General features: G+C 54.4%; 18 protein-coding genes. 14 read left to right on the forward strand and 4 right to left on the reverse strand.

What is annotated here, in order from left to right; all coding sequences use genetic code 11:
* Window positions 1-132 precede the first annotated feature (132 nt).
* Both NYE69_RS10830 and NYE69_RS10835 read left to right on the forward strand, forming a co-directional pair.
* Complete coding sequence (locus tag NYE69_RS10830; protein WP_340926161.1) at window positions 133-1,206, forward strand: Gfo/Idh/MocA family protein; 1,074 nt, start codon at window positions 133-135, stop codon at window positions 1,204-1,206.
* Complete coding sequence (locus NYE69_RS10835; RefSeq protein ID WP_036625205.1) at window positions 1,193-1,918, forward strand: ThuA domain-containing protein; 726 nt, start codon at window positions 1,193-1,195, stop codon at window positions 1,916-1,918. The genes NYE69_RS10830 and NYE69_RS10835 overlap by 14 nt, the downstream gene beginning before the upstream one ends.
* A gap of 92 nt (window positions 1,919-2,010) precedes the next feature.
* On the opposite strand, the gene NYE69_RS10840 is transcribed toward NYE69_RS10835, so the two are convergent.
* The gene (locus NYE69_RS10840) at window positions 2,011-2,169 is read right to left on the reverse strand and encodes a hypothetical protein (RefSeq protein ID WP_340926162.1); all 159 of its coding nucleotides are present in this window, start codon (window positions 2,167-2,169) and stop codon (window positions 2,011-2,013) included.
* A 98-nt stretch (window positions 2,170-2,267) separates the two neighbouring features.
* On the reverse strand, window positions 2,268-2,810 hold the full coding sequence (locus NYE69_RS10845; protein WP_340926163.1) for a hypothetical protein: 543 nt from the start codon (window positions 2,808-2,810) through the stop codon (window positions 2,268-2,270).
* A 116-nt stretch (window positions 2,811-2,926) separates the two neighbouring features.
* On the opposite strand from NYE69_RS10845, the gene NYE69_RS10850 reads away from it, so the two are divergent.
* From NYE69_RS10850 to NYE69_RS10880, 7 genes are all read left to right on the forward strand, one after another.
* The gene (locus NYE69_RS10850) at window positions 2,927-3,523 is read left to right on the forward strand and encodes a TetR/AcrR family transcriptional regulator (RefSeq protein WP_340926164.1); all 597 of its coding nucleotides are present in this window, start codon (window positions 2,927-2,929) and stop codon (window positions 3,521-3,523) included.
* 376 nt (window positions 3,524-3,899) lie between these two features.
* Window positions 3,900-5,021, forward strand: coding sequence for an outer membrane lipoprotein-sorting protein (locus NYE69_RS10855; protein WP_340926165.1), 1,122 nt, complete (start codon window positions 3,900-3,902; stop codon window positions 5,019-5,021).
* Window positions 5,022-5,227: 206 nt separating this feature from the next.
* Complete coding sequence (gene alr, locus NYE69_RS10860; RefSeq protein ID WP_340926166.1) at window positions 5,228-6,409, forward strand: alanine racemase; 1,182 nt, start codon at window positions 5,228-5,230, stop codon at window positions 6,407-6,409.
* 248 nt (window positions 6,410-6,657) lie between these two features.
* Window positions 6,658-6,939 carry a CopG family ribbon-helix-helix protein gene (locus NYE69_RS10865; protein ID WP_018750966.1) on the forward strand — a complete coding sequence of 94 codons (282 nt, stop codon included), beginning with the start codon at window positions 6,658-6,660 and terminating at the stop codon, window positions 6,937-6,939.
* 3 nt (window positions 6,940-6,942) lie between these two features.
* Window positions 6,943-7,293 carry a type II toxin-antitoxin system PemK/MazF family toxin gene (locus tag NYE69_RS10870; RefSeq protein WP_009226461.1) on the forward strand — a complete coding sequence of 117 codons (351 nt, stop codon included), beginning with the start codon at window positions 6,943-6,945 and terminating at the stop codon, window positions 7,291-7,293.
* Window positions 7,294-7,499: 206 nt separating this feature from the next.
* Window positions 7,500-7,856, forward strand: a complete 357-nt coding sequence (locus NYE69_RS10875) for a DUF4190 domain-containing protein (RefSeq protein ID WP_270619684.1) — start codon at window positions 7,500-7,502, stop codon at window positions 7,854-7,856.
* A 319-nt stretch (window positions 7,857-8,175) separates the two neighbouring features.
* Window positions 8,176-10,356 carry a Tex family protein gene (locus tag NYE69_RS10880; protein WP_270619696.1) on the forward strand — a complete coding sequence of 727 codons (2,181 nt, stop codon included), beginning with the start codon at window positions 8,176-8,178 and terminating at the stop codon, window positions 10,354-10,356.
* Between the two features lie 464 nt (window positions 10,357-10,820).
* Here the strand turns inward: NYE69_RS10880 and NYE69_RS10885 are convergent, their stop codons facing one another.
* Entirely contained in the window at window positions 10,821-10,946 is a 126-nt protein-coding gene (locus NYE69_RS10885) for a hypothetical protein (RefSeq protein ID WP_340926169.1), read from the reverse strand.
* Window positions 10,947-11,160: 214 nt separating this feature from the next.
* Here NYE69_RS10885 and NYE69_RS10890 point away from each other — a divergent pair, with 214 nt between their 5' ends.
* From NYE69_RS10890 to NYE69_RS10910, 5 genes are all read left to right on the forward strand, one after another.
* Window positions 11,161-12,237, forward strand: coding sequence for a LacI family DNA-binding transcriptional regulator (locus tag NYE69_RS10890; protein WP_340926170.1), 1,077 nt, complete (start codon window positions 11,161-11,163; stop codon window positions 12,235-12,237).
* Window positions 12,238-12,498: 261 nt separating this feature from the next.
* Entirely contained in the window at window positions 12,499-13,800 is a 1,302-nt protein-coding gene (locus NYE69_RS10895; protein ID WP_340926172.1) for an ABC transporter substrate-binding protein, read from the forward strand.
* Window positions 13,801-13,860: 60 nt separating this feature from the next.
* Window positions 13,861-14,799, forward strand: coding sequence for a carbohydrate ABC transporter permease (locus NYE69_RS10900; protein WP_328273120.1), 939 nt, complete (start codon window positions 13,861-13,863; stop codon window positions 14,797-14,799).
* Window positions 14,799-15,638 (forward strand): carbohydrate ABC transporter permease, encoded by an 840-nt coding sequence (locus NYE69_RS10905; protein WP_124331776.1) that lies wholly within the window; start codon window positions 14,799-14,801, stop codon window positions 15,636-15,638. Before NYE69_RS10900 ends, NYE69_RS10905 begins: the two co-directional genes overlap by 1 nt.
* Before the next feature lie 29 nt (window positions 15,639-15,667).
* Entirely contained in the window at window positions 15,668-18,352 is a 2,685-nt protein-coding gene (locus NYE69_RS10910) for a hypothetical protein (RefSeq protein ID WP_340926174.1), read from the forward strand.
* 398 nt (window positions 18,353-18,750) lie between these two features.
* On the opposite strand, the gene cmpA is transcribed toward NYE69_RS10910, so the two are convergent.
* Complete coding sequence (gene cmpA / locus NYE69_RS10915; RefSeq protein WP_115311231.1) at window positions 18,751-18,888, reverse strand: cortex morphogenetic protein CmpA; 138 nt, start codon at window positions 18,886-18,888, stop codon at window positions 18,751-18,753.
* Window positions 18,889-19,418 lie beyond the last annotated feature (530 nt).

Here is a 19,418-nt window from a genome sequence, read left to right on the forward strand (position 1 = left end):
TATCCCCCTTGGGCAAAATGAAAAAGTCGTTTTTGTACAAAAAGAGTATGTGTTAGGCATTCCCGTTCATTCTATCACAGCCTATACTGGAGTAGAAATTGAAAGCGATTTTGTGTGAAGAGGTGAGGCAGCATGGGAAAGTTGAAAATCGGCGTGATCGGTTTGGGCGGAATTGCGGGGGCTCACATCGCCGGTATTTTGGCCAGCCCGGACGCGGAAATATGGTCCATTTGCGATGCCAATAAGGAGGCCCTGGCGAAGCGGGGAGAAGAGCTGAATATTCCCGCAGCGCGGAGATATGAAAGTTACTTGCGGCTGCTTGACGACCCCGAGCTGGATGCCGTGACGATCGCCACGCCGAACCAAAGCCACTTTGCGATCGCCCGGGAGGCAATCCGGCAGCGCAAGCCGTTTGCCCTGGAGAAGCCGGTATCCCTTGATACGCGCGAGGCGGCCGAATTGCGCGACGCGATCGCTGCCGCACCGCTGCCCCACATGGTATGTTTCAGCTACCGCTACAAAAAAGCGGTCAGATATGCCAAGTCGCTGCTCAGCCAGGGGCGTTTGGGCGTAATTAAACATGTGTACAGCCAGTATCTCCAAGGCTGGGGGCTGGACGAACACATCCCGCTGGTCTGGAGATTCCGCAAAGATCTGGCCGGCTCCGGAGCGCTGGGCGATTTGGGCTCGCATATCCTTGATCTGCAGCGCCTCCTGGTCGGCAACGTCGAGCGGGCGATCGCCGACGCGGACACGATCGTGAAAGAGCGCGCTTTGCTGGACGGCGAAGGCAAAGGCGAGGTCGACGTAGACGACTTCTGCCATGTGCTGGCCCGGCTCAGCGGCGGCGTTTCCGCGACGATGGCGATCTCTAGGTTCGCTTACGGGCGGGGCAATTACCAGCGGATAGAGATTTACGGCAGCGCCGGGGCGCTCATTTACGATTTGGAGGAAGAGGATGCCCTTTATGTCCGCTTTGACGAAGACGGAGACAAAGATTTCCGCAAAGTCGACATCCCGGATTCCTATCAGGCCGGTCAGATGCAGTCGTTTATCAACCTCGTCCAGGGCAAGGGCGACGGATTTGACGCCACGCTGGAAGACGGTTATATGAACCAACGAACGATCGACTCCATCATCGCTTCGTTTACGGAAGAGAAATGGATCACTATTCAGCAGGAGGATGTTTGGCATGTCAACCATTAAGGTAACGGTATGGAACGAGTTTCGTCACGAGAAACTTAGTGATCAGGTCAAAGCGATTTATCCCGAAGGCATTCATATGGCGATCGCGGGTTATTTGAAGAACAATGAAGATTACGAGGTGAAGACGGCCGTCCTGGACGATCCGGAGCATGGACTGACCGATGATGTGCTGGATCAAACGGACGTGTTGATTTGGTGGGGGCATGTGGCCCATGATGAAGTCAGCGACGAAGTGGTGGAAAAGGTGCGGCAAAAAGTGCTCGGCGGGATGGGGCTGATCGTGCTCCATTCGGGACACGCTTCGAAAATATTCCGGAAGCTGATGGGAACGAACACGGAATTGCTGAAATGGCGCGAAGACGGGAAGAAGGAACGGATTTGGGTGATCGAGCCGGGTCATCCGATCGCCCGCGGCCTCGGGGAATACATCGAAATCCCGAATGAAGAAATGTACGGGGAGCGGTTTGAAATCCCGGCGCCGGACGAGCTCGTCTTCATCTCCTGGTTTGAAGGCGGAGAAGTGTTCCGCAGCGGCTGCTGCTACCGCAGGGGGCAGGGAAAGATCTTCTATTTCAGACCGGGCCATGAAACGTTCCCGATCTATCATCAGCCCGAAGTGCTCAAAGTGATTTCGAACGCGGTGGATTGGGCCGCTCCGGTTCAAGGACCGACGCCGGTTTACGGGAACACCGCGCCGCTGGAGAACATCTAAGCGGGATCTATCGCAAGCAGAAAAGCCAACCGCCTTCGTGCCAATGCGGTTGGCTTTTCTTTTCATAACGCGATTGAAGTTGAATGCTTATTTTAACGCTCCGATTGCTGTTGGCCTTGGCCGAAAGCCGCTTTGGCATCTTCCGCCATTTCTTCGGCAAACTCTTCCCTTTCCTTGCTCGGAACCGGCATTTTGTTGAACTCGTCTCTTTGCACTTCATATTTGCTAGGACCTTGAGACTTTTTCTCCATACTGCTACCCTCCTTCGAGCTCCCGATAAGTCAACAGTAGGGTGCGTTGGCATGATGGGTTTTATGCATAGTAAAAGCGTTTCGGCTTAGGCCCTTGATTATTTTTTGAGTTGTTTCGGCCAAATGAAATATGTGACGGTAATGACCAAATCCACACACAGGACAACACCCCACACTCGCAGCACCCCAAGCAAAGCTTCGGTCCGGCTGGAATCGTTGATGAAATAAATCATCCCGGCGAGCAGCAGACCTCCGATCAGAAACGCGAGGACGTGACGGATAAATCCTTTCAATTCATGTTTGGCATGGTCCATGCCGTAACGCTTTTCCGGCTTGGCGGCTTCCTCTTTGGCCACGTAGTAGCGGAACTTGGCGTCGGCCCAGTCTATCATGCTTTTTCCGCAGGCGATCGATACCCCGATATATACGGCGGCAAGCGCATGGGCCGTCGTGGCCGTTGCTCCGTTGTACAGGTCGACGCCGGTAATGACGAACAGGACCAGGTCGATGACCGGAGTCAGAGCAAGCAAGGCCAACCCCAGCTTGGGTCTTTTCCATAAATAACGAACGATTAATCCTGCGGCAATGACCACCCAAAAGGCGATTTCGCAGGCGACGATTGTCCAGGCCACCGTGTTCATGCGTGTTTTCCCTCCTGCAATTTGCAAAGTCTTGAAGTATTGTAGCATTCTTATTTATTTAATACAACTGTATTTAATAAATTGTGTTGTTGGCCCAGGGCTGGTAAACTGAAGATATGCCAAAACAAGTAGATCATGATCAAAGAAAACAAACGATCGCCGAAGCGACGTGGCGGGTTATTTTGCAGCAGGGGATGGAAGGGGCGTCGGTGCGCAATATCGCCAAGGAGGCGGGGTTGTCGGCCGGCGCGCTGCGCCATGATTTTTCCTCGCAGGAGGAACTGCTTCGCTATGCCATGAATTTGGTGAAGGAGAAGGCGGCGGCCCGGATTAACGAGATCGCTGAGCTGGACCTGCCGCCGAAGAAGAAAGTGCTGAGACTATTGCTGGAGATCGTGCCGACCCGCGGGGAAACCAGGGCGGAAATGGAGGTGTGGCTGGCGTTTACGTCCTATTTCCGGCACAAGCAGCCCGGCTTTGACGCGCAGCATGACGGGATATATCAAATGATGCGGCAGATCATCGCTTATTTGGATGAGCGGGAGCTGCTGAAAGCGGGAGCGGATCAAGAGCTGGAGGCGGAGCGGTTGTACGCCCTGATCGACGGGATCGCGCTCCATGCGCTGCTCGATCCGCAGCGGCTCGGCGCAGACAAGATCAGCCGCGTCCTGGTGCATCACCTGGACTCGATAATGAATGTGGCCGAGAAGTAGGCGGACTGGGCGGGAGTCGTTACGCCGCTACGGCTTATGCCCGCGGCCAGGCTTATTTGTTTTTCCGCGACAAATTTTTGTCGTCGATGGAATCGAAATAGTAGACTTATCTATTGGTGAGTTAACCATATCACGGCGATTTTTACGGAAGCAATACCGCCGCAGGCAAGCTGCACGCTGAAAGGGGTAAGATGCGTGAGCGAGTTCGCCTGTTCGGCGGGGTAAGGCTTGCGCCATCTTGTAATTTCGGGCGGGGTTAAATGCATCCGCCTGCTTGGCCAACGTTGGCCGAGCCGGAGCTAGTCTGCATAATCGGCCAAGTTCCCTCATAGACATGTATCAGTTTAGGAAATCAAACTGCAGAGGGGATGATCTCATGCGCCGTTTCTCATGGTTGGGGATGCTGACCATCGTGCTGGCTTTAAGCGTTGTGCTGGCTGCATGCGGGAAAAAGGACGCTGACGGCGTCGTCAAGGATTTGGACAAAGTGGTCGCCGGATTAAAGAGTTATCAAGGTTCAGGTACGATGACGCTTTATACCGGCGACAAGCCGCAGGAGTATAAGGTGGAGGTGTGGTATCAGAACCCGTCGTTCTACCGGATCGCGCTGACGAATGCGCAGAAGGATATTACGCAAATCGTGCTCCGCAACGAGCAGGGCGTTTACGTGCTCACGCCAAGCCTGAACAAGAGCTTCCGCTTCCAGAGCGATTGGCCGGAAAACCAAGGCCAGGTTTATCTGTATCAGACGCTGGCCCGCAGCATTTTGACCGACGGCTCGAGGCAGTTCGAAACCGACAAGGACAGCTATATTTTTGAAGTGGCCGCCAACTACAACACCCATGCGCTCGTACGGCAAAAAATCTGGCTGGCCAAAGACAACTATGCGCCGAAACAAGTTCAGGTCTCCGATGCCGAAGCCAAAGTTGTCGTCGAAGTGAAATTCGACAAATTTGATTTTGATGCGAAGTTCAACGACAAATCGTTCGACATGCAGCACAACCTCGACGCGGCGGCACAGAACGCCCAAGGGACGCTGCTGGAGGTCGATGAGAACGGCATGCTCGTCGAGAAGCCGGCCTCGGAACAAGCGGACGGAACCGGAACCGCATCCGCCGGCGGAGCCAGTGCGGAGCAGCTGTCGAGCCCGGCCCTGTCGGAACCATTCGGCGTCATTATTCCCACCTATTTGCCGGACGGCGTGGAGTACAAGGACGATAAAGTTGTGGAAGGCAGCGAGCGTATCACCGTGCTTCAGCGTTATGACGGTACATATCAGTTTACGCTGTCGGAGACGCGTTCCCCGGACCGCACCGCCTCGCTGGTGCCCGGCGAACTGGTCGACATGGGCTTTACCTGGGGCTTCTTGACCGGCGAGGGGCTGCAAACCTTGACCTGGACCGTGGACGGTTTGGAGTTCCGGATCACAAGCGAAAACCTGCCTGTCCATGAAATGGTTAAAGTCGCCGCTTCTATGCAGGATCAAACGGGTAAATAATGATATGAACAGGCGGATTACGGCTGTTCCGGCAATCGTGACCGATTTGGCCGGGCCCGTCTTTTCGCCTGCTTTTGTTTGGCCGCCTTCACTTGCCTTAAAATGGGTGCTTCTGCAGAATTGACAGCCGCCCCCCTGACCATTACGATTAGTGTAATGCTCAGGATGTTTTTGGACTTTCAATCTTTAGAGAAGGTGACCTAGAAGTGCAAGTGAAGTATCGACCTACCCATGCAGAAATTGATTTGGACGCGCTTGAAGCGAATTTCTTGGCGCTGCGGAGAAGATTGCCCGCAGACATGAAATTGCTTGCTTGTGTAAAAGCTAATGCTTATGGACACGGTGCCGTGCCTGTGGCGAAAGAATTGGAAAGGATCGGCGCGGATTATCTCAGCGTCGCGTTTTTGGATGAGGCGCTTGAACTCCGGAGCGCCGGGATCAAGCTTCCGATTCTCGTATTGGGGTATACGCCCCCGCATGGCGTCCGTACCGCTTGGGAGCACGACATCACGCTGAACGTGTTCAGCGACGAGGTGCTGGAGGAAATCGCTACGCTTGATCCGGCGGAATTCCCGCATAAGCTGAAAGTCCATGTCAAAATCGACTCCGGGATGGGGCGTTTGGGCCTGCTGCCGGGAGATGGGGCGGTTGCCTTCGTACGCAAGGCCATGCAGATTCCGCAGGTGGAAGTGGAGGGGTTGTTCACCCATTTCGCCACGGCGGACGATGCAGACAAAAGCTATACATTGGAACAGTTCAGCCGGTTTCAGGGAGTGGTAAACGCGCTGCGGGAGCATGAAATTGAGATCCCGATCATACATACGGGTAATAGCGCGATCTCCATCGACTTGCCGGAATTGTCGCTCCGGATGGCAAGAATCGGCATCGCTTTATACGGTCTTTATCCGTCCGATGAAGTGCGGAAGGGCGAGGTGCAGCTCACCCCGGTGCTGTCGCTCAAAACGCGGTTGGTTTGGGTGAAAACGCTGCCCCCTCATTCCGCGGTCAGCTATGGGGCGAGATACGTAACCCGGCGGGAGGAGCTGATCGGCACCCTGCCGGTCGGTTACGCGGACGGATATTCCCGGATGCTGAGCGGCAAGGCGCAAGTACTGATACGCGGGCGCCGCGTCCCTGTGGTCGGAACGATTTGCATGGACCAATGTATGGTTTCGCTTCAAACTTTGGCTGATGAAGCCGAAGTAATTCAAGCCGGCGAGGAGGTTGTGCTCATCGGTCAGCAGTCCGGCGAGGAAATTAGCGCCGGCGAGCTGGCTTCCGCACTTGGAACCATTCATTACGAAGTGGTGTGTATGCTTGCTCACCGTGTACCCCGGGTATACAAACGCAAGGGTCAGCCTGACGTGTTGATCAATCCGCTGCTGTAAACATTCGTTTCCGCAGACAAAATTCAACAAAACTTTTCGCCCGCATGAAGGATTTTGTGCCAGGTCCATCGAAATAGCAAATAGATGGAAGTTGTTCAGGTATGTACGGCATTGTCATTTTTGTTTATAATGAAATGCAGCATACTTGATATACCAATGGCATATATTTTTGTATAAATTCCCTTGAATAATGCTATACTGATGACAGGGAATCAGGGTCGACAAGGTTTTGGGGGTGGAAGTTAAGGATGGCCAATATGCACAACACCAAAAGAATCATGATCAGTTTGCCGGATCATCTTTTGCAGGAAGTGGATGGGATCGTTGCGATGGAAAATTCCAACCGCAGCGAGTTGATCAGACAGGCCATGAAGCTGTATCTGAACGAACGCAAGAAGCGGTTCATTCGCGAATCGATGCAGCGCGGGTATATGGAGATGGCTAAAATCAATTTGTCCATGGCCTCGGAAGCATTCCATGCGGAGGAAGATGCAGACATCACTCTGGACCGCCTAGTAAGCGGGGTGTAAACATTGATCGTAAAGCGCGGCGACGTTTTTTTTGCAGACCTCTCTCCTGTCGTTGGATCAGAGCAGGGCGGGGTAAGACCTGTGCTTATCATCCAGAATGATATCGGCAATCGATTTAGCCCTACGGCCATTGTTGCCGCTATTACGGCACAAATCCAAAAAGCAAAGCTGCCGACCCATGTGGAGATCGATGCGGCTACGCACGGATTTGACAGGGATTCCGTGATTTTGCTGGAACAGATACGTACGATCGACAAACAACGACTTACCGATAAAATTACCCATTTGGACGAAGAGACGATGAAAAAAGTTAACGATTCGCTGCTGATTAGTCTCGGTTTGATCGATTTTTGATATGTGCGCGCGAGTTTGATGCGCGGACAGACGCTCCGGAGTGTTTCCGGGGCGTTTTTTGTGTTGGTTTAGAAGCAAACCTGAATCGGAGCTTAATTTTCTGAAAAGATTTTCCATAAACAGAAAACGGGAAAATATTCATGGCGTCATTCCCAAAGATCAAGTACAATAAATTATAAGGAAAAATCTAGGGAGGACCGCTTTACATGGATCAACATCCGTCTGACACATCTTATCCGTACGCATCATTCAACAGCAATTACCCGCCAGGCCAGCCGCCGCTGCCAGCCAAAACGAACGGCAAATCGATCGCTTCGCTGGTGCTTGGCATACTGTCGATCGTTATCCCTTACATCGGCTTTATTTTGGGCATTGTCGCTATCGTGTTTTCCACGTTGGCCTTCAAGGAACTCAAAAAGACGAATGAACAAGGGAAAGGTTTAACCGTAGCGGGACTCGTCTGCGGCATTATCGGAACGGCATTATACGGAATTATCCTGCTGTTATTTGTCATCTTAGCTATTACGTTTGCGGCAACGCCGGACTTGTACACGAACTTTTAGTATGGTGTTAAGAGAGGGAGAGAGCATCGGTGCCTTAGGGCCCGGTGTTTTTTCGTCATTATAGGCACGCTGCCAGCGTTTTGAGAGGTCGGGGGATTAACTGTAAAAAAGGGCCCCAACCCCTCCTATTCCTTCTCCATGACACGTCAATGGACCGAGATATAATCGCGGGGAAAAACTAGCGCTAATTGCGGTCTGTCTGCTTTGAATTTTACGTTGATGGATGTTTTACTTATAATAGAAACAATCGCTATTTTTTATGAAAGAGGGATCCACATTGTCGCAATCGGAATCGAACGGAACCGCCGGACAGCAAGTCATGGATGCAGGGGAACAGGAACGGATTGCCGGGCAAATCGCCAAGGAGCTAAGCTTGTCCTTGAAGCAGGTGCGCACGACGATCGGGCTGCTTGACGAAGGCAACACGATCCCCTTTATCGCCCGCTACCGCAAGGAGATGACGGGGGAGCTGGATGAGAATCAGCTTCGCAGTATCGAGGAACGCACGCAGTATCTCCGCAATCTGGAGGAACGGAAAAAGGAAGTCGTCCGAATCATCGACGAGCAGGGAAAACTGACGGACGAGCTGGCGGCGGCGATCGCCCGGGCGGTGAAGCTGCAGGAAGTGGAGGACCTGTATCGCCCTTACCGGCAAAAACGCAAGACGCGGGCCAGCGTTGCCAAGGAGAAAGGGCTGGAGCCGCTGGCCGAATGGCTAATGTCCCAGCCGAAGCAGGGAGAGCCGCTGGCGGAAGCGGCCAAATACGTGAACGCCGAAGCGGAGCACCCCGTGGAGACGCCGGAGGAGGCGCTGCAGGGGGCGATGGATATCATCGCCGAGATCATCGCGGACGACGCCGCGGTCCGGGCCTGGGTTCGCGCGCACACGATGGATCGCGGTCTGATGGTGTCCGAAGCCAAAACGCCTGGCGAGGAATCCGTGTACGAGATGTATTACGACTATCGGGAGCCGGCCAAAAAAATGCCTTCCCACCGCATTTTGGCCATGAACCGCGGCGAGCGGGAAAACGTGCTTAAAGTGACGCTCGAGGTGGAGACGGAACCTATTCTCCGCCATATTGCCGGCAAAGTGATCAAAGGCCGTTCGGCCACGGAAGACGTGTTGAAGACGGTGATCGAAGATGCGTACAAGCGCCTGATTGCCCCTTCGATCGAGCGGGAGGTTCGCGGGGAATTGACGGAGAAGGCGGAACGCCAGGCGATCTCCATCTTTGCCGCCAATTTGCGCAGCCTGCTGCTGCAGCCGCCGGTTCGCGGCAAGATCGTGCTTGGCGTCGACCCGGCATACCGGACCGGCTGCAAGCTGGCCGTCGTGGACGATACCGGCAAGCTGCTGGAGGTCGCGGTGACTTATCCGACGCCGCCGAACAACAAAAAGCGGGAAGCGGCCGCCAAGTTCAACGAGCTGATCGACAAATATGGCGTGGAGCTGATCGTTATCGGCAACGGCACCGCTTCCCGCGAAACGGAGCAGTTCGTAGCCGAGGTGATCGCCGAGCGGCGCGACCGGAAGCTGGCGTATTTGATCGTCAACGAGGCGGGGGCCAGCGTGTATTCCGCCTCCAAGCTCGCCCAGGAGGAGTTTCCCGATCTGGACGTTGCCGAGCGCAGCGCGGCTTCGATCGCGCGGCGGCTGCAGGACCCGCTCGCCGAGCTGGTCAAGATCGAGCCGAAGGCGATCGGCGTCGGGCAATATCAGCATGACGTGTCCCAGAAGCTGCTCGACGAAAGCCTCAAAAATGTCGTGGAATCGGCCGTTAACCATGTCGGGGTGGACGTCAACACGGCCTCGCCGGCGCTGCTGTCCTACGTTTCCGGGGTCAATGCCACGACGGCGAAAAACATCGTGAAGTTCCGCGAGGAAAACGGCCGCTTCCGTAGCCGCAAGCAGCTGCAGAAGGTGCCGCGGCTCGGGACTAAAACATTCGAGCAATGCGTCGGTTTCTTGCGGATCAATGAAGGCGAAAATCCGCTTGACCAGACGCCGATCCACCCCGAGTCTTACGAGGTGGTGAACCGGCTGTTCGCGGAGCTCGGGGTCAGCCTCGATCAGCTTGGCTCCAAAGAGCTGGCGGAGCGGTTGTCCGCCCTTGATCCGCAGGAGTTGGCCGCCCGGCTGGACGTCGGCGTACCGACGCTGCGCGATATTTTGGACAGCCTGCGGCGTCCGGGTCGGGATCCGCGCGAAGAGCTCCCGCTGCCGATTTTCCGCACCGACGTGCTGAAAATTGAGGATTTGACGCCCGGCATGGAATTGCAGGGCACTGTCCGCAATGTGATCGATTTCGGTGCTTTCGTCGATATCGGCATCAAAAACGACGGGCTCGTGCACATCTCCCAGATGAGCAACGGGTACGTCAAACATCCGATGGATGTCGTCTCGGTCGGGGACAACGTCACCGTATGGGTGCTGAATGTGGATGTCAAAAAAGGCCGGGTCGGATTAACGATGCGCAAACCGGCCGGGATAGAGGCTTAATCTTTAGCCACAGTACGTTTAAGTGTTTAAATTTTTCAATGTGCCGGACGCTGATCTTTAGCGGCCCGGCGCTTTTTTAAAATTATAGTGGGAATGCCGTAAGAATAGTTGTAAAAGATGCAGTTATTATTGGGGCTGTTGAGAAAGTCTTTAGACTTTTCGGCTCAAAACCGAGATTAGTGCTTGGCAAAATAAATTATGATAGCGTTCGTGTCTTGGTATCCCTGCATGCTTCTTTGCACGATTATCCCTCTTGTTCAGGGGGGAGAGGGTGGGGGGTTAATCACGACCCTTTCATCTATCCAGGTATCTTGCCCCGTTCCTCCCGTCAGGTCTGCTTTACTTCTCATAAACCTCCTTCTCACAAACCTCCTTCTCACAAACCTGTCTAGCGATCTCGAACATGTCTGCTTCTCCCAAACCTATTTTCTTCTCCTGAATTTATCTTCCTCCCTGCTGCCGGATCAAACGGGATAATCGTGCAAAGCGTCCGGACAGCGGATATTGATCTGCCATTCGCAGGACTGGCACAGAAGTTTGGATGTAGTTGCAGGAAGGGCTCCGAATAAACTCCACTCCAATTCGTTCATCGCATTGCCTCCTATGCAAAAAATACGTTCGTCCCGCCACTTATCACATTAATGAGAAATAATTCGCGTAAGATCGACAACTTCCTTCAAATTTGAAAATACCGAATAAGAAACCGCTTGCAACCTAAAACGGGTTGTGATATAAAAGGATTATAAATCTAAACGATTAAATTTTGTTTTGCGGAGCAAATCCGGGGGAGGTGGAACAAGAACAATGTCCAATCCTAGCTCCAAACCTAGCATCAAAGATATTGCCGCCAGAGCCGACGTATCCACGGCAACCGTTTCTTACGTGCTGAACGGCACGCGGAACGTCCGTCCCAAAACCCGCGAACGGGTGCTGGCCGTGATCGAGGAGCTGAATTACAAGCCGAACGACATCGCCAAAAGCTTAAAGCGGCGGCGTACCGACACGATCGGCGTGATCGCCGAGGACGTCACCGTGTTCAACACGCCGGAGATCATCGACGGAATCAACGATTACGGCGACCGCCACGATTTACATATCCTGCTGACGAACCTGCGGCTCGACAAACGGATCGGCCGGGATTTCGAACATACGGACAAATACCGGAAATATGCGGCAAGCGCGGTTTCCGAACTGCTCAGCAAGCAGGTTGACGGCATGATATACATCGGCGTGCATCCCCGGGATTTAACCGGACTGATCGACAGCGAAGGCAAGCCGATCGTTTATACGTACGCCTATACCCAAAACGACATGGCTATCCAATACAATGATGAACAAGCTTCTTACGAGGCGATGTCTTACCTGGTTGCCAGGGGGCACCGGAGAATCGCGATCATCAGCGGTTTAATGGACTCCATTCCATCCCGGCTGCGCCTTAACGGTTACTACAAGGCGGTGACTGAATTCGAGCTTCCTTTTGACCCGGTGCTGATTAAAATGGGGGATTGGGAGCGGGAATCCGGATATCGCTTGACTCGGGAGCTGCTATCCTTGCCCGCGCCGCCTACGGCGATTCTGGCGATGAACGACGTGATGGCGGTTGGCGTACTGCAGGCTGCGAACGAAGCGGGAGTGAACATCCCGGCCGACTTGTCCGTCATCGGGTTCGACAACCGGGAGTTTAGCGATTATTTAAGCCCGCGGATTACGACTATGGATCTGCCGCTCCATGAAATGGGGTACCGTGCGATGGAGACGCTGCATGAAGTGATCAACGGAAAGCAGGCCTGGCGTCCGGAAATGCCGGTGTGCCGGCTGATTGAGCGCGATTCCGTGGCGCCTCCAAAGGCGGAAAGCCATGACATGAAAACTTTGACATGAAAAATTTATATAGAAACTTTGATATAGAAACTTTGATATAGAAACTTAAACAAGGAAACTATAACACGGAAACTATAACACGGAAACTTCGAAACGAAGGCTTTTACGGGAAACTTTCGCGCTGAAGGTTTCTTTAACCGAAAAAATCTAAACGTTTAGATTTTGCTGCGGTGATGTCTTGCGGAAGTGAAGCCAAAAGCCAAAGCTCGCCCCCGCAAGTTCACATATAACATCAACCATAAATTTCAAGGAGGGGTTCGTATGAAAAAGAGCAAAAAATGGTTAGTCATTCTTGCCTTGGTCAGCGCGTTATGTCTCGGTCTGCTGTCCGCTTGCGGGGGCAAAAATGAAAGCGGTGCCAATCCGAACGGGGCGGCAAACGGCGGAGAAAATGGGGCGGAGGAAGTGACGCTGCGGTTTATGACCTGGGATTCGGGCCAAACGCTGCAGCCTTATCAAAACGCGATCAACGCTTTTATGGAAAAGCATCCGAACATCAAGGTCAAAGTGGAATCCGTACCGGACAACTACGACCAGAAGCTGCTGACTTCCCTTGCTTCCGAGACGGCGCCCGATGTGTTTATGGCTTGGAATTATCCGCTTTATGTCCCGGGAGGGGCGCTGGAGGATATGCAAACCTGGGTGGACAAAGATAACTACGATCTAAACAAATATTACCCCATCATTATGGATTATATGAAATATGACGGAAAACTGTGGGGGCTTCCGACGACCTATTCCACGCGGGCGATTTACTACAACAAAAAGCTGTTTGACGAAGCGGGTGTTGCTTATCCGCAGGACGGCTGGACCTGGGACGAGTTCGTCGAGACGGTGCAAAAATTGACCAAACCGGGCCAATACGGCTTTATTATGACGCCGGACGACGTAATGACCATGCAGCCTTATTTTTGGAGCAACGGCGGAGATATGGTTAGCGATGACGGCAAAACGGTCGATGGAGTGTTGAACAGCCCGGAAAATGTGGAAACGATGACGTTCCTGAAAAAGCTGTACGACGCCTCCTCCAAAATCAATTCGGCCGGCAAATTCAGCACCAACAACGGGCTGGAGTCTTTCCAAACCGGGCAGATCGCCATGTTTGACAACGGCATGTGGCCGCTGGGGGATATGTTGAAGGAAGGCAAGCTGGATATCGGGACCGTAACGCATCCGCTTCCCGAAGGCGGCAGTCTGAAAGGCATCATCCATACTTCAGGATATTCCATGCCGAAAGCCGGCAAAAACAAAGAAGCCGCCTGGGAACTGATCAAGTTCATGTCCGGGGAGGAAGGCATCAAAATCATTACGGCCGACAAATTCGCTTTTTCACCGGTCATTTCCGTGGATGAACAGAACGGTTACGCCAAAGATCCTTATTTGGAGTCCTTCGCCAAGGAATTGGAAGGCACCGATAAGCTGATCGCCAGCATGCGCAATGAGAAGTGGAGCCAAGCGGAAGATTTGATCCGCGCCGGGGTGCAGGCGATTTTCTACGGCAACGCCGATATTCAGAAAACGCTGGATGACGCATCAAAGCAAGCGCAAGCGGTATTAAAGTAACGGAATTGCGGGAAGTGCCCCTAGCGTTTCCCGCGTTCCCCCAAACGAGGTGATGACAAAATGCAAGCAGCCGGCTCGGATGCCGCCATGTTGCGCCGTGCGGCCAGACGGAAAAAACGGCGCGAAAATTTCGCAGGCCTGTTTTTTATCTCTCCGTGGCTGATCGGGTTCCTCCTGTTGATGTTTTTCCCGATGATGTTTTCGTTAGGTATCAGCTTTACCGAGTGGAATATGGTCGGCAGCCCCGAATTTATCGGGATTCAGAATTATGCGCAGATGTTTACGGCCGATCCTTTTTATTGGAATGCCATGACCGTCACGTTCAAATATGTGTTTATTATGGTTCCGCTCCAGGTGATTTTCGCGATCCTTATCGCCGTGCTGCTGAACCGGGCTTCGTACGGCATCAAGCTGTTCAGGGCCGTTTTTTACTTGCCCTCCTTGATTCAAGGGGTTACCCTGGCGCTTATTTTCAGCTGGATGCTGAACGATGATTTCGGACCGGTCAATTACATGCTGGAGCTTGCCGGCCTGCCGCGGGTGCATTGGCTGACCGATCCGAATGTCGCCTTATACGCTTTGATCTTCATCGCGCTGTGGGGCGTTGGATCGCCGATGGTGCTGTACTTGTCGGCACTGCGTTCCGTTTCGTCGGAATATTACGAGGCCGCCGATATCGACGGCGCCGGTCCGATCCGCAAATTTTTCAACATTACGCTTCCGCTGATCACGCCAACGATCCTGTTCAACATCCTGACCAGCCTGATCTCGGCTTTCCAGACGATCGTGCTCGCGTTTGTACTGACCGGCGGCGGCCCGGCCAACTCGACGTATTTTTATTCCCTGCACGTGTACCGCAACGCTTTTACCCATTTCAAAATGGGGTACGCTTCCGCGATGGCATGGGTGATGTTTGTTCTGATCGTGCTGTTGACCGGACTTATTCTCAAATCGTCGAAATATTGGGTGTACTATGAAGCCGATGGAGGTGGACGCTGATGCACACGCTGGCGCGAAAAAAACGAATTCAGACGCTGCTGTTCCAAATTTTGATCCTGCTGCTTGCCGCGGCGTTCCTGTTTCCGATCGCCTGGATGCTGTCCACCGCGCTGAAAGCGCCGGAGGATATTTTTACGCCGAAGCCGGAGCTGATTCCCGATACGTGGCAGTTCCGCAATTTTGCCGACGCCTGGAACGCCCAGCCGTTTGGACGGTTTTTGCTTAATACGCTGATCGTGGTGGGCGTTTCGACGCCGTTTGCCATGCTGTCCGCGACGATGGTCGCCTTCGGGTTCGCACGGATTAATTTCTGGGGCCGGAACGCCCTGTTTCTGCTCGTCATCGGCACGATGGTGATTCCCTGGGACGTCACGGCGATCCCGCTGTATATCGAATACAACAAGCTGGGGATGATCAATACGCTGTGGCCGATGATTTTGCCCGGGGCGTTCGGTTCCGCGTTTTTCATTTTCCTGGCCAGGCAGTTTATTATGGGCGTGCCGCGCGACCTGGACGAAGCGGCGGAAATCGACGGCTGCAACCGCTGGCAGATCTACTGGAAAATCATCCTCCCGTTATGCCGGCCAATCGTCGTCGTTATCGGCGTATTCCATTTCGTGTGGTGCTGGAACGAGTTTTTGACGCCGCTGATTTTTATCAACGACCAGAGTATGTATACGCTGCCACTGGGGATCAATCTGTTCAAAAATGCGTTCAACATCGAATACGAGAAGCTGATGGCGATTTCCTGCCTGTCGGTGCTGTTTCCGGCCACGCTGTTCTATTTTACGCAAAATTTGATTCTGGGGGGCATCTCGCTTAGCGGTGTCAAAAAATAACGAGCCGTCATGACGGAGGGTGGAGAAATATGACCATACTGAGCAATGCAAAGTTTAAGCTGGAGTTTAACGGACGCGGCGCGGTGACGGCGCTGTTGATGAAAGAAGATCCCGCCGCTATGAACTGGGTGGTGGATCCGGAGTATCTGACCGAAGCGGGGTATGAGGATACGCTGGATAAACTGTTTGGGGAATGGACGGCGATGGTGGACGGCCGGACGCTAAACAGCGCGGAATTGACGCCGGAAATCACGCGGGAAAGCGATAGCCGGATGCGGGTCCGGTTTATGGCGGAGAAGCTGGAGATTAACCTGACCTATGCGCTGGAGGAGGAGTGCATTCGCTGGATTGTGGAGTGCAAAAACAGGGCGGACAGGAGTGTTCGGATCGAGGGGCTGCATATTTGGTTTGCGCTCGCTTACGTGATGTTCCGGGACGAAAACGTGCTGCGCAATATGCGGCAATCGTGCGCGGTTTTCGCCCATTTGGGCGGCGATTTTGCCAAGTTTGCGGCGATCCGGCGCAGCGATGAGGCGCCCCATTTGGCGGTGTACGGGGTTAAAGGGCGCACGGCGGCGTTTGGTTCGTTCTGCCGTTACGAGAACCGGTTTTTGGAGCAGGTTTCGCCCTCGCTGGACGGGGTGCTGTTTCATCGGCTGTCGCTGGTGGAGGACGGCGGCTCGATGCCGGAATCGGCGGCGGCAGACTGGATTTATAGGGAAGGATATCATCCGGTCGTGTTGGAGGCCGGTCAGAATATGAGTTGGGAGTACGCCTTCGCTTCCTGCGAGGGACGGGATGATTTCTACCGGCAGGCAATGGCGTACGGTCATCCGCGCTGGGAATATACGCCGGTGCTGGTCCGGGGAGGAATGTTCGAGGCGGAGCTGGAGCTTCCGGCGGGGGAGCGTGTGCGGGAAATCCGCGTGGTTTCCGCGGTTCCCGCTGCGGCTGGAAGCTTCCGCCGCCACGAGGAAGCGGTGGCGGAGCGGTCAGCTGCTGGCGTAGAGGAAATGGTGACAGAGCGGTTAGCTGCTGGCGTAGAGGAAACGGTGACAGGGCGGTTAGCTGCTGGCGGAGATGAAGCGGTGATAGAGCGGTCAGCTGCTGGCGTAGAGGAAACGGTGGCGGAGCGGTCAGCTGCGGGCGGAGCGGAAGCGGTGACAGAGCGGTTAGCTGCTGGCGTAGAGGAAGCGGTGACAGGGCGGTTAGCTGCTGGCGTAGAGGAAGCGGTGACAGAGCGGTTTGCCGCGGATGGCGAACACGGGGAGGTGCTGCGCTTAGCTTTACGGCGGGAGGAGGCCGGTGAACATAAGCTGGAGCTGACGCTGGACGACGGGCGCAAGGATGTGCTGGTGTGGAACGTGCTGGAGCCGATTGACCGCATTTTGGAGAAGCGGGCCGAATGGCTGTGCCGGAACAATTACGATCCCACGGGGACAGCGGGCAGGCCGCATGCTTTTTTGCCTTTGTCCAACCAGGGCGAATCGTTGGGCAAGCTAGCTTTTTTGCTGATGAAAAACAGCCTGGCGGCACCGGTCCCGGAGCAGGTGGCGATGGCGGAAGCCTCGGCGGTGTTGGATATGAAACACCATTGGTTCGAGGGCGGCGATTTCTCCCGGCCCCGCGTTTTGTACGGGACGTTTTACCGGATTTTCGATCTGGATTATATCGCCCATGTGTTTTATTTGCTCTCCCGGATGGACGCGGCGCTGCTGAAGCTCCATCCGCCGCAAACGTACCTGCGGTGGGCCGCCGAAGTTTTGTGCGTACGGCTGGATCCGGACTGTCATGAGGGGCAGCGGGAAAAAAACGAGACGGGTTTAAACGGCGTGTTTATTATGTATGTGTTAGACCTGCTGGCGGATTTGGCGGCTTGCGGCCTGACCGGGGAGCTTGACCGTTTGCAGGCGCTGTGGGAGGCGTTTGGAGGCCGTTTGAAGCGAAATGCCAGCCAGTTTGCCGGGGCCGTCACCGAGCATTTTTACGACAACGCGGGGTTCGGTCCGACCTGCGAAACACTGCTGCGTGTCGGCTTGACCGGCGAGGGAGAGAAGTACGCCCGGCTGATTTTGGCCAACATCGGCTTCAGCAACGATTACCGGGGGCAAAATCCGGACCGCTGGTGGGAGGCGTTGTCCTATATGATTCACTCCCTGTGGGGCGGTTTGGTTGCGGCTTCGGCGCGGACGGCTTACGAGCACCTGGGCGACCCGCGGTATCTGGAAGCGGCTTACCGGGCCAGCATGGCCGTCTTCAACTGTTACGACTGGAACGTGGTGTCGACGCCGCGCCGCCTGCAGCCGGGCGAAGCCGCATCGACCTACAGCGTCGCCGCCCCCAATCTGAACATGCCGTCCTTGTCGCGCAACCGGTTCGGCCAATCGGTGTTCCGGGGCGCGAGCGACCCGCTGTTCGCCCGTTTGTTCGCGAATGCTTCGGGCGACGACTGGGACATGGGCGAGGAACTGGTGGCGTATCTGCTCGGGTTCGGCACGACTGCTTATTTGTACCGTGATGAGCTGGGGCGGCTCCGCTGCGCGAATGGCTGTTTAACACGGGATGGGGACGGGGATGGCTGGCTTATCACCAGTTACGCCGCGTACCCGCGGCAAATTGTCATGCGGGAGGAAGGGCTGGTGCTGCGGGCCGAACCGGGCGAGGCGCTTCGGCAGGCGCGGTATCGCGACGGCAAGCTGGCGTCTTTGAGTTGAGCCGCCTCGCTGGGTGCGAGGGGGAAAGACCGAGAGCAAGTTGGGAACGGCTGCTTAGGTTGAATCGGGCGGCGGCTATTTCCATCGGTCCGAAATAACGTTCTGATTGGAAATATCCAATAAAATTGGAGGTTTGTTGGGGATGCCGCGGCTTGAATGGATATTTCCAATAGATCGGTCTCGGCAGAGAGCAGAACAAGCGATTTGATCGAAATCTATTGGAGAATTCCAATGAGAGCTCGAAATCGCGTTTGATGTCCGTCAATCTATTGGATTTTTCCACTGAGAGGCGAGGGGCGAAATGTGCTGCCGGGTGCTCAGCCCAGTGGTGAAATAGTATAAAATGAAGCAGCCGTCCCCAATCCGCATACGCGGAGGGGACGGCTTTTTTCCAGCGTTTACTGCATACTGCTCGTTTCTCCTTGGCTGTTCCGGCGGCTGTAGTAAAAGAACCAACAATCGTTCAGCAGCCGAATTTGACGGCGGTCTCTTTTGTTAAAGGCACGCATGATCTGATTGCTGAGCCAGTTAGGCAAATGTATCTCCTCCTCCGGCAATCACCTTGGTATGTTTAGACTATGGGGCGAATCCCCAAGATGTGCACGTCCCGCCGGAAGAGGTAGCGAAAATCGCGGCTTTTGATCACGAAGCGGGTGCTAAAGAAGCGTACTCGGCGTCGAATCTTGAATTCAGCCGGGCCTTCCGTTGCTCACGTAGGATTATCCTACGCTCCGCTACTCAGTCCCTGGCTTCATCCAACCTTCTCGGTGCTGAAAAGCCGTGATTTTCGCCTTCATTTGAAAGAGGAAGCGAAAATCGCGGCTTTTGATCACGAAGCGGGTGCTAAAGAAGCGGGTTCGGCGTCGAATCTTGAATTCAGCCGGGCCTTCCGTTGCTCACATAGGATTATCCTACGCTCCGCTACTCAGTCCCTGGCTTCATCCAACCTTCTCGGTGCTGAAAAGCCGTGATTTTCGCCTTCATTTGAAAGAGGAAGCGAAAATCGCGGCTTTTGATCACGAAGCGGGTGCTAAAGAAGCGGGTTCGGCGTCGAATCTTGAATTCA

It is taken from the genome of Paenibacillus sp. FSL R5-0527, from assembly GCF_038008055.1.
In the GTDB taxonomy this organism is placed as follows: Bacteria; Bacillota; Bacilli; order Paenibacillales; family Paenibacillaceae; genus Fontibacillus; species Fontibacillus macerans.